Source organism: Rahnella perminowiae (genome assembly GCF_019049755.1).
In the GTDB taxonomy this organism is placed as follows: domain Bacteria; phylum Pseudomonadota; class Gammaproteobacteria; order Enterobacterales; family Enterobacteriaceae; genus Rahnella; species Rahnella perminowiae.
Genome location: NZ_JAFMOS010000453.1, coordinates 1 through 10,012 on the forward strand (window position 1 = coordinate 1; position 10,012 = coordinate 10,012).

At 49.3% G+C, this 10,012-nt stretch carries 8 protein-coding genes and 2 tRNA genes; 7 read left to right on the plus strand and 3 right to left on the minus strand.

Annotated features, from left to right (window positions below):
• A partial coding sequence (gene cydH / locus J1785_RS27020) for a cytochrome bd-I oxidase subunit CydH (RefSeq protein ID WP_129951697.1) occupies window positions 1-117 on the minus strand: 117 nt, incomplete at its 3' end.
• Window positions 118-421: 304 nt separating this feature from the next.
• Here cydH and purR point away from each other — a divergent pair.
• Window positions 422-1,447, plus strand: coding sequence for an HTH-type transcriptional repressor PurR (gene purR / locus J1785_RS07750; RefSeq protein WP_129951698.1), 1,026 nt, complete (start codon window positions 422-424; stop codon window positions 1,445-1,447).
• A gap of 35 nt (window positions 1,448-1,482) precedes the next feature.
• Here purR and punR read toward each other — a convergent pair whose 3' ends face one another.
• On the minus strand, window positions 1,483-2,388 hold the full coding sequence (gene punR / locus J1785_RS07755; protein ID WP_217219168.1) for a DNA-binding transcriptional activator PunR: 906 nt from the start codon (window positions 2,386-2,388) through the stop codon (window positions 1,483-1,485).
• A gap of 136 nt (window positions 2,389-2,524) precedes the next feature.
• Here punR and punC point away from each other — a divergent pair, with 136 nt between their 5' ends.
• Window positions 2,525-3,742 (plus strand): purine nucleoside transporter PunC, encoded by a 1,218-nt coding sequence (gene punC / locus J1785_RS07760; RefSeq protein ID WP_217219169.1) that lies wholly within the window; start codon window positions 2,525-2,527, stop codon window positions 3,740-3,742.
• A gap of 354 nt (window positions 3,743-4,096) precedes the next feature.
• Entirely contained in the window at window positions 4,097-5,248 is a 1,152-nt protein-coding gene (gene cfa, locus J1785_RS07765) for a cyclopropane fatty acyl phospholipid synthase (protein ID WP_129951701.1), read from the plus strand.
• A gap of 91 nt (window positions 5,249-5,339) precedes the next feature.
• On the opposite strand, the gene J1785_RS07770 is transcribed toward cfa, so the two are convergent.
• Window positions 5,340-5,993: a riboflavin synthase subunit alpha gene (locus tag J1785_RS07770; protein WP_129951702.1), complete on the minus strand. Its 654-nt coding sequence runs from the start codon at window positions 5,991-5,993 to the stop codon at window positions 5,340-5,342.
• Between the two features lie 254 nt (window positions 5,994-6,247).
• Between J1785_RS07770 and J1785_RS07775 the strand changes: the two genes are divergently transcribed.
• From J1785_RS07775 to pykF, 4 genes are all read left to right on the plus strand, one after another.
• Window positions 6,248-7,621: an MATE family efflux transporter gene (locus J1785_RS07775; protein ID WP_129951703.1), complete on the plus strand. Its 1,374-nt coding sequence runs from the start codon at window positions 6,248-6,250 to the stop codon at window positions 7,619-7,621.
• 219 nt (window positions 7,622-7,840) lie between these two features.
• Window positions 7,841-7,917: transfer RNA gene (locus J1785_RS07780), tRNA-Val, on the plus strand.
• Between the two features lie 29 nt (window positions 7,918-7,946).
• Window positions 7,947-8,023, plus strand: a tRNA-Val gene (locus J1785_RS07785).
• A gap of 549 nt (window positions 8,024-8,572) precedes the next feature.
• Window positions 8,573-9,985 (plus strand): pyruvate kinase PykF, encoded by a 1,413-nt coding sequence (gene pykF / locus J1785_RS07790; RefSeq protein WP_129951704.1) that lies wholly within the window; start codon window positions 8,573-8,575, stop codon window positions 9,983-9,985.
• Window positions 9,986-10,012 lie beyond the last annotated feature (27 nt).

Genomic DNA, 10,012 nt, shown 5'->3' on the forward strand with positions numbered 1-10,012 from the left:
GTTCATTATTGCAGTGAAGCTGAAAGCGATAATCATAAGCAAAGCGCATACCGTGGTGATCAACGATAATTTCAGGTTGCTGTCCATCAAACCCCCTTTCGGATCAAATTGTGGCATTTCTTAATACCACACTCATTGTGTGCCAACGCATTTTCTCATAATTAACCTTTAAAATCTTGTGTTGAATGACAATGCGTTCCTGAGAATTTTGCTTCCACTTTCCTGCATTATAAGAGAAAATTGTCGGTTAACACGTCTGTGTGCCGGTCGATTTCACCCGAGAGCATTTCGCGCCTCATTCTGAAAAATCCACCCAATGATTTCACTGCCCTTTGAGAAGCCAGCAGTTAAATCCTCGCAGGCAAACGATTAACATAATGCTAACGTGCTGAAGCACGTGAGTTCAGGAGTCATTGTTTACATGGCAACGATTAAAGATGTCGCAAAGCGCGCTGGCGTTTCCACTACAACCGTGTCGCACGTCATCAATAAAACACGTTTCGTCGCCGAAGAAACCAAAGAAGCGGTTCTCCTTGCAATCAAAGAGTTACATTACTCTCCGAGTGCTGTAGCCCGCAGTCTGAAGGTCAATAACACTAAAACCATCGGCCTGCTGGCCACCTCAAGCGAAGCGCCCTATTTTGCCGAAGTGATTGAAGCCGTGGAAAACAGCTGCTTCTCCAAAGGCTATACGCTGATTTTGTGTAACTCGCATAATAACCTGGAGAAACAACAGGCCTACCTGCAAATGCTGGCGCAAAAACGCGTCGACGGCTTGCTGGTGATGTGCGCGGAATACCCTGATGAATTGCTCAATATGCTCGAAGAGTACCGCTCGATTCCCATGGTGGTCATGGACTGGGGTGAAGCACGCAAGAACTTTACCGACAGCATTATCGATAACGCTTTCGAAGGTGGTTACATGGCCGGTCGTTATCTGATTGAACGCGGTCATCGTGATATTGGCGTGATCCCCGGGCAACTGGCGCGTAATACCGGCGGCGGCCGCTTCCAGGGTTTTGTGAAAGCACTGACTGAAGCCAATATTCCTCTTCGTGACGAATGGGTAGTTCAGGGTGATTTCGAACCAGAGTCTGGCTACCAGGCAATGCATAAGATTCTGATGCAAAAGCATCGTCCGACTGCCGTGTTTTGCGGCGGCGATGTGATGGCAATGGGTGCAATTTGTGCCGCAGACGAACTCGGCCTTCGCGTTCCTCAGGATATTTCCGTGATCGGGTACGACAATGTGCGTAACGCCCGTTACTTCTCCCCGGCGCTGACAACCGTGCATCAGCCGAAAGAACGTCTGGGTGAAATGGCCTTTACGATGTTACTGGACAGAATTGTCAGTAAGCGTGAAGAGTCCCAGACCATCGAAGTGCATCCGAAACTGGTCGAGCGCCGTTCAGTCGCCGACGGCCCGTACCGCGATTACCGTCGTTAACAAATAACAAACGCCTGCCTGTGCAGGCGTTTTTTCTAATCGCGCAGCCATTCCTGATTCATGGTGTCTGTATTGCCCATGTATTCCAACAGCCAGCTCAGTGAAGGTGAAGGATTGCTTTGATCCCACGTCAGGCAGCACGGGCTGTCAGGGAATATATTCTCCAGTGCCAGCACCTGTAATTTTCCCTGTTCAATCCACGGCATGACCCGGTGAACCGGCATCATACCCACGCACAATCCTTCAGTCAGGCATTCCAGCGCACAGGTCCAGTCCGGCACGACCAGACGCCGCTGGTTATCGAGCGTCCAGGTATCACGCTTAGGCAATGTCCGGGAAGTATCTTCCAGGCACAATGCCGGATAAGGTCGCAGTTGATCATCGTTCAGCGCACCGTATAGCTGCGCCAGCGGATGTTGCGGGCTGACGACACAATGCCAGTCCATAAATCCCATATCACGAAAACTGAAGCGCCCGCCAACCGGTATCGCGCGCGTAGCGCCGATCGCCACGTCTGCACGCCCGTCGACCAACGCATCCCAGACACCGTTAAACACTTCCGAGTGAATAATGAGTTCGGTATCCGCAAAATGGCGATAAAAATCGAGCACCAGACGCCGTGTCCGTGCGGGTTTGACAATCCGGTCGACCGCCACACGTAATTCGCCGCGCCAGCCGTTCGCCACCTGCTGACACTGCCGGCGGGTGGCTATCATTTTTTTTGTCATAACCCGTGCTTCATCGACAAAAACCTTTCCCGCTGGCGTCAGCACTACGTCACGATGTCGACGCTCAAACAACGGCACGGCCAGCCATTGTTCAAGCTGGCGGACGGTGTAACTGATGGCAGAAGGCACACGGTGTAAGTCCTGCGCAGCTGCACTAAAACTGCCGGTTCTTGCGACAGCATCAACCACTTCGAGAGCGTATTCTGACCACATAATCCAGCCTTCAATTTTTTTGATAGCAGAGTGCAAATATTAACGTTTCACAAGCCTGTTATCAAAGCGTTAAACTCCGCCCCCGGTATGAAATCTGCGTCACATCATCTGCAATAAATAAATTAACGAGACAATAATGAAACCCTCCTTTGGATTTATGCTCTATCTTGCGGGTCTGAGCATGCTGGGCTTTTTAGCCACCGATATGTATCTGCCTGCGTTCAGTGCCATGCAAACCAGTCTGATGACCAGCCCCGGGATGATCAGCGCAAGTCTGAGCATTTTTCTCGGTGGATTTGCTGTTGGTCAGTTGCTGTGGGGGCCACTGTCGGACAGAATCGGCCGTAAACCGGTATTGCTTCTTGGTCTGATACTTTTTGCGTTCGGCTGTCTGGGTGTTATCTGGGTTGAGAATGTACGCGCTCTTCTGGCTCTGCGTTTCTTACAGGCCATAGGCGTGTGTGCTGCCGCAGTCACCTGGCAGGCTATCGTTGTTGACCGTTTTTCTGCCGATGTGGCAAAAAAAACTTTTGCCAGCATTATGCCGTTAGTGGCGCTTTCTCCGGCTCTTGCACCGTTGCTGGGTGCCTGGGTGCTCAATCATTTTGACTGGGAAGCTATTTTTGCCCTGCTGACCGTCGTTGCCATCGCTTTAGTGCTGACGACGCTGACTCTGCGTGAAAACAAACCGGCAAAAGACGCAAAGGCAGATAAAACCGGCTTTACGACTTTATTGAAATCGCCTGTTTACAGCGGGAATGTCATGATTTATGCCGCCTGTTCAGCGGGTTTCTTTGCGTGGCTGACGGGCTCACCGTTTATCCTGAGCGATATGGGCTATTCACCCGGTGCCATCGGGCTGAGCTATGTTCCGCAGACTATCGCTTTCCTGCTCGGTGGTTTTGGTTGCCGTGTTCTGATCAACAGGCTGGACGGCAATAAAATTCTGCCATGGTTACTGACTGGTTACGGCATCAGTATGGTGGCCTTGTTCTGTGTGGCTATGTTCACAGATGCCGGGCTGACAAGTTTGCTGATCCCTTTCTGTCTGATGGCTTTGGTGAATGGTGCAACCTATCCAATTGTTGTCGCAAATGCATTAATGCCATTTCCTGCTAATACAGGTAAGGCGGCAGCGTTGCAGAATACCTTGCAGCTTGGGCTTTGCTTCCTTGCCAGCATGCTGGTTTCCGCATTTATTGTGCACCCGCTCATGGCGACAGTCACGATCATGCTGTCTACACTATTGTTGGTAGTTTTGGGCCGCTGGCTCTCTTTACAGCATAAAAATGTACGAGACGATGAGCAGCCACCGGAGCAGGAAACTCAGACTCTGCATGCAAATCAACAGTGATAATACCCTAATGTAACAGTCACTTAGCGGGCATTTTCATTGATTACGATTTACTATTGAGAATGCCTGCCAGCGAGCCTATACTCAACAAAACTAAATAAAATAGCATTTTTACAAAACTTTTATTACATACTTAAGCCAGACGCGCGGACGGTGTCACACTTATTTTTTGAATACTTTTCACGGATGATTTTCCTGCCCGTCTTCCGGCGCGCAGGCGTTCTTCTTAATTTCCTCTGTTGGTGTCGAATATCGGGCGAGACGCTAGTCGTCTGTTCTCATAAAGACCTGCAAAAATAGCCTTTGCTTTTCCCGGCAGGTTAATAAGTCAGAAGAGAAAGTGATGGAGAAGCTATGAGTTCATCGTGTATAGAAGACCAAAGCATTCAGGACAATCAATGGTATCGGATCGCCAGTGAGATGCTGGCGATGGCAGATATTCAGGTAAACGGTAATCGTCCTTTCGACCTTAAAGTAAAAAACACTGACTTCTTTAAGCGTGTTTTACAGGAAGGTTCTCTGGGCCTCGGTGAAAGTTACATGGACGGTTGGTGGGAATGCGACCGTCTGGATATCTTTTTCCAGCGTGTTATCCGTGCCGGTTTGGAAAATAAACTGCCCCACCATTTCAAAGATACTTTACGTGTCGCCGCAGCACGCCTGACTAATTTGCAATCGCGCAAACGGGCGTGGATTGTCGGCAAAGAGCATTATGATCTGGGCAACGATTTATTTACGCTGATGCTCGACCCCTACATGCAATATTCCTGCGGCTACTGGAAAGAAGCCACTACGCTTGAAGAAGCGCAGGAAGCAAAACTCAAAATGATCTGCGACAAGCTGCAATTAAAACCGGGACAGCGCCTGCTGGATATCGGTTGCGGTTGGGGTGGGTTATCTGAGTACGCCGCCAAAAATTATGGCGTAAGCGTTGTAGGTGTCACGATTTCTGCTGAACAACAAAAACTGGCTCAAAAACGCTGTGAAGGGCTGGATGTCACTATCCTGCTGCAGGATTACCGTGACCTGAATGATCAGTTTGACCGTATTGTTTCTGTCGGGATGTTTGAACATGTGGGTCCGAAAAATTATCAGACCTATTTTAATGTCGCCAAACGCAATATTAAACCTGACGGTATTTTCCTGCTGCACACCATTGGTTCTAACAAAACAGACCTTAATGTCGACCCGTGGATTGATAAATACATCTTTCCCAACGGCTGTCTGCCCTCTGTTCAGCAAATTGCACATAACAGCGAGTCACTGTTTGTGATGGAAGACTGGCACAATATTGGCGCTGATTATGATCGCACACTGATGGCATGGAATGAACGCTTTCAGAAACACTGGCCGGAACTGGCGGAAAAATACGGTGAACGTTTCCACCGTATGTTTACCTACTACCTGAATGCCTGCGCCGGGGCTTTCCGCGCCAGGGATATTCAGTTGTGGCAGGTTGTCTTCAGCCCGGAAGGCGTTGATGGGGGCATCCGCGTACCACGCTGATGATCTTCGGTTTGCCAATAAAAAAAACCGGACATTTATCGTCCGGTTTTTTATGCACGCCATTTTTTATTCGAATAAAAAGCCTGAGATGCTATTGCGCTTTATCGATCATCGCCTGCGCCGTGGCGATAGCCGCTTCACGGCTGGCTAATACACGTTCTACCGTATCGACAATCGCCTGGGTTTGCGGGTCGATTTCGATATTAATTTTGTCACCCAGACGTTTTGTGCCCAACGTCGTGCGCTGCAATGTTTCCGGAATTAAATGCACACAAAAACGGGTGCGGGTCACTTCACCGATAGTGAGACTAATACCGTCAATACCGATATAACCTTTATGTAATACATATTTCATCAAATCTTCATGCGGCATGCGAAACCAGATCTGACGGTTATTTTCTGAGGTCAGGATTTTTGCCACTTCTGCCGTGCAAATAATATGACCAGACATTAAATGCCCGCCAATTTCATCATTAAATCGCGCGGCACGTTCCAGATTAACCGGATCACCCTCTTTCAGTTCACCGAGATTCGTCAGACGCAAGGTTTCTTTCATCAGATCAAAACTGACCAGATCACCGTTAACCTCAGTGACGGTCAGGCAGCAACCATTGTGTGCCACCGATGCGCCAAGCTGCAGGTTATCCAGCATATTTTCAGGTAAACGAACCACATGGGTACGGAAGTTAGGTTTCTCGTCGATCGATACGACCGTGCCGGTTCCCTGTACAATTCCGGTAAACATAGCCTTTTCCTCAATGTTTAAAACTGCTGTATTAAAACGTCACTCCGGTCAGTTTGCCGCAGAATTAATTGAAAGCCAATTCTCTGCGATAAGAAATAGCACCGTCTGCTTCAATTTCATTATTTAACTGACCATTAACAGCTTTGTTTGCTTAAAAATACCGACAATGTACAATCTTCGGACTATTTCCCTCTGCTCCATGCCATCTGTCATGGCATTTTTTATTCAATATAATCAAATAAAAAGGTGTATCTGTGCAGAAGTACCTTGCAGAAGCGCGGGTTTTGTTAGCGCTTGCCATCCCGGTCATCCTTGCGCAAATTGCGCAGACATCCATGGGCGTAGTGGACACAATAATGGCGGGTTCGGTCAGTGCCACGGACATGGCTGCCGTGGCTGTCGGCACCTCAATCTGGTTGCCGGCGATTTTATTCGGACACGGTTTACTGTTGTCACTGACCCCCACTGTCGCGCATTTAAATGGTGCCGGGCGTCGCGATAAAATTGGTCATCAGGTTCAGCAAGGGTTCTGGCTGGCTTCGGGTGTTTCGGTGCTGATCATCGCGGTGCTGTATCAGTGCGACCATATTCTTAGCCTGATGCATAACATTGATCCTGAGCTGAAAGCAAAAGCCGTCGGCTACCTGCATGCCATTATGTGGGGCGCGCCGGGCTATTTATTTTTCCAGGTGCTGCGTGACCAGTGTGAAGGTTTGTCAAAAACCAAACCAGGCATGGTGTTCGGCTTTATCGGCCTGCTGGTCAATATTCCCGTTAATTACATTTTTATATACGGGAAGTTCGGCGCGCCCGCACTCGGGGGTGTCGGTTGTGGTGTCGCGACGGGCACAGTGTATTGGGTCATGTTCTTCATGATGCGGATTTATGTCCGCCGCAATCGTGCACTGCGTGACACTCAGCCACATTCACGGTTTGCGAAACCCGACTGGCCGACACTACGTCGCCTTATCCAGCTGGGTATGCCTATCGCACTGGCATTATTTTTCGAAGTGACACTGTTTGCGATCGTTGCCCTGCTGGTCTCCCCGTTGGGGATTGTTGCCGTGGCCAGTCACCAGATTGCGCTGAACGTCGGTTCGCTTATGTTCGTTATACCGCTGTCTTTAGGTGTTGCAGCCACTATTCGCGTAGGGTCGCGTTTAGGTGAATCTTCGGTTGAAGGCGCAAAGGTTGCAGCCTATACCAGTATCGGAACGGGGATAATGATGGCCTGCTGCACAAGCGTGACGGCCATCATTTTTCGCGAGCATATCGCCTCACTTTATAATGACAGCCCGGAAGTCGTCACGCTGGCTTCCCATCTGCTGATCTTTGCTGCGTTGTTTCAGATTTCAGATGCGATTCAGGTTATCGGCAGTGGCATTTTGCGGGGCTATAAAGATACACGTTCGATCTTCTACATTACGTTCGTCGCTTACTGGGTGCTGGGTCTGCCGGTAGGGTACACCCTCGGACTGACGGATATTCTGGTTCCGCGAATGGGGCCAAGCGGTTTCTGGTGCGGGTTTATTTTGGGGCTGACTTTTGCCGCGCTGATGATGACATTGCGGATGCGCTGGTTACAAAAACAACCCTCTTATACTATTTTGCAAAAAGCGGGCCGTTAATCCCGCGGCTTTTCCGTGCGCTGTGCATATGTGTACCGGCGCACGGATTTTTCAGCCTTTGTGCTGGCTGTTATGTCTAAAAAAACAACGCAATGCACATAAGGTCGGCAGTCACACACATTATGACAGGAAAATGTCTTTTTTCCCTTGCCAGTACTCAGAGAGGTCGTTAATATTCGTCCCCGTCGCCAACACTGGCTGACGAAAAAGAAAAACGATGCGTCCGTAGCTCAGTTGGTTAGAGCACCACCTTGACATGGTGGGGGTCGGTGGTTCGAGTCCACTCGGACGCACCATCTTTCTTAGCAAGACCATTGCATATTGTGCGTCCGTAGCTCAGTTGGTTAGAGCACCACCTTGACATGGTGGGGGTCGGTGGTTCGAGTCCACTCGGACGCACCAAAGCAATCTTCTGAACCTTCCCTTCTGCCGTAAACTCCCTGAACAATCTGAAATCACTTCTGACGACACTTTAGATTCGTGCGTGAATTTATGTTAAGTCATCCGTTTGTATTATTTGAGATTATTTCCTGTCTGTTCCTTTTTTTGCAATAGCGTGAACAAACCGTTATCTCTTCCGCTTTCCACCCTGCCCGCATTGGATAATTTCAAAACAACGTTCCGAAATCTGCCCTAAGCTTGCGCCGCATCACGTTTTTTATTTGGTTTCCCACCCGGTTCCCCTCTATAATACGCATCGTCTCTTCGATTGAATGGTTTCAGCCCCTTGATCTGTCGATATCGCAATTACAAAAGCGTGATCACTCCGGTAGCGATGATAAATCGCACAAATCGCTATGCTTTGGCTGAACTTACTACACCATTCCTTTCACAGTCTTCTACGCTTAGTAATGATTTGATTCAACCAGGCAAGACCTCAATTCCGCGCGGGCAGCACCGCTGTCAGGCAAACGCTTTTCCAATCCATCACAACTTGTAGATAAAATCGTCATGAAAAAGACCAAAATTGTTTGTACCATCGGTCCGAAAACCGAATCCGAAGAAATGCTGACCAAACTGCTTGATGCAGGCATGAACGTAATGCGTCTGAACTTCTCTCACGGTGATTATGAAGAGCACGGCCAGCGCATTCAAAATATCCGCAACGTGATGGTGAAGACCGGTCACAAAGCGGCCATTTTGCTGGACACTAAAGGTCCGGAAATCCGCACCATGAAACTGGAAGGCGGCAAAGATGCTTCCCTGGTTGCGGGTCAGACTTATACTTTCACCACCGATCAAAGCGTTATCGGTAACACCGAACGCGTAGCGGTTACTTATCAGGGCTTTGCTGCTGACCTGAAAATCGGTAACACCATTCTGGTCGATGACGGCCTGATTGGTATGGAAGTGACAAATGTCACCGAAACCGAAGTGACCTGTAAGGTACTGAACAACGGCGATCTGGGTGAGAACAAAGGTGTCAACCTGCCAGGTGTTTCTATCGCACTGCCAGCGCTGGCTGAAAAAGATAAACGTGATCTGATCTTCGGCTGTGAGCAAGGCGTTGACTTTGTCGCGGCTTCTTTCATCCGTAAACGTTCTGACGTTCTGGAGATTCGTGAGCACCTGAAAGCACACGGTGGCGAACACATCCAGATCATCTCCAAAATCGAAAACCAGGAAGGTCTGAACAACTTCGACGAAATTCTCGAAGCCTCAGACGGCATCATGGTTGCACGTGGTGACCTGGGCGTTGAAATCCCGGTTGAAGAAGTGATCTTCGCGCAGAAGATGATGATTGAGAAATGTAACCGTGCACGCAAAGTGGTTATCACCGCAACGCAAATGCTCGATTCCATGATCAAAAACCCACGCCCTACCCGTGCAGAAGCTGGCGACGTAGCGAACGCCATCATTGACGGCACCGACGCAGTGATGCTGTCTGGCGAAAGTGCGAAAGGTAAATACCCGCTGGAAGCTGTCACTATCATGGCAACCATCTGTGACCGTACTGACCGCGTGATGCAGAGTCGCATTGATGGCCAGAATGACAACCGTAAGCTGCGTATCACAGAAGCTGTATGCCGTGGTGCTGTTGAAACTGCTGAGAAACTGGACGCGCCATTGATCGTCGTTGCCACCAGCGGCGGTAAATCAGCAAAAGCCGTGCGTAAATACTTCCCGCATGCGACTATCCTTGCCCTGACCACTAACGAAATCACTGCACGTCAGCTTATCCTGACCAAAGGCGTTGTGACTCAGCTGGTCAAAGAGATTGCTTCCACTGACGACTTCTACCGTATCGGTAAAGAAGCGGCTATCGAAAGCGGTCTGGCACAGAAAGGTGATATCGTAGTGATGGTTTCTGGCGCCCTGGTTCAGAGCGGCACAACCAATACTTCATCGGTGCATGTTGTTTAATTAAAAACGTGACCATGAGCATTAATC

Coding starts and splice junctions, on each gene's coding strand:
- punR (WP_217219168.1), bottom strand. CDS start 2,388: ATGTGGTCAGAATACGCTCTCGAAGTGGTTGATGCTGTCGCAAGAACC.
- cfa (WP_129951701.1), top strand. CDS start 4,097: ATGAGTTCATCGTGTATAGAAGACCAAAGCATTCAGGACAATCAATGG.
- pykF (WP_129951704.1), top strand. CDS start 8,573: ATGAAAAAGACCAAAATTGTTTGTACCATCGGTCCGAAAACCGAATCC.
- punC (WP_217219169.1), top strand. CDS start 2,525: ATGAAACCCTCCTTTGGATTTATGCTCTATCTTGCGGGTCTGAGCATG.
- J1785_RS07770 (WP_129951702.1), bottom strand. CDS start 5,993: ATGTTTACCGGAATTGTACAGGGAACCGGCACGGTCGTATCGATCGAC.
- purR (WP_129951698.1), top strand. CDS start 422: ATGGCAACGATTAAAGATGTCGCAAAGCGCGCTGGCGTTTCCACTACA.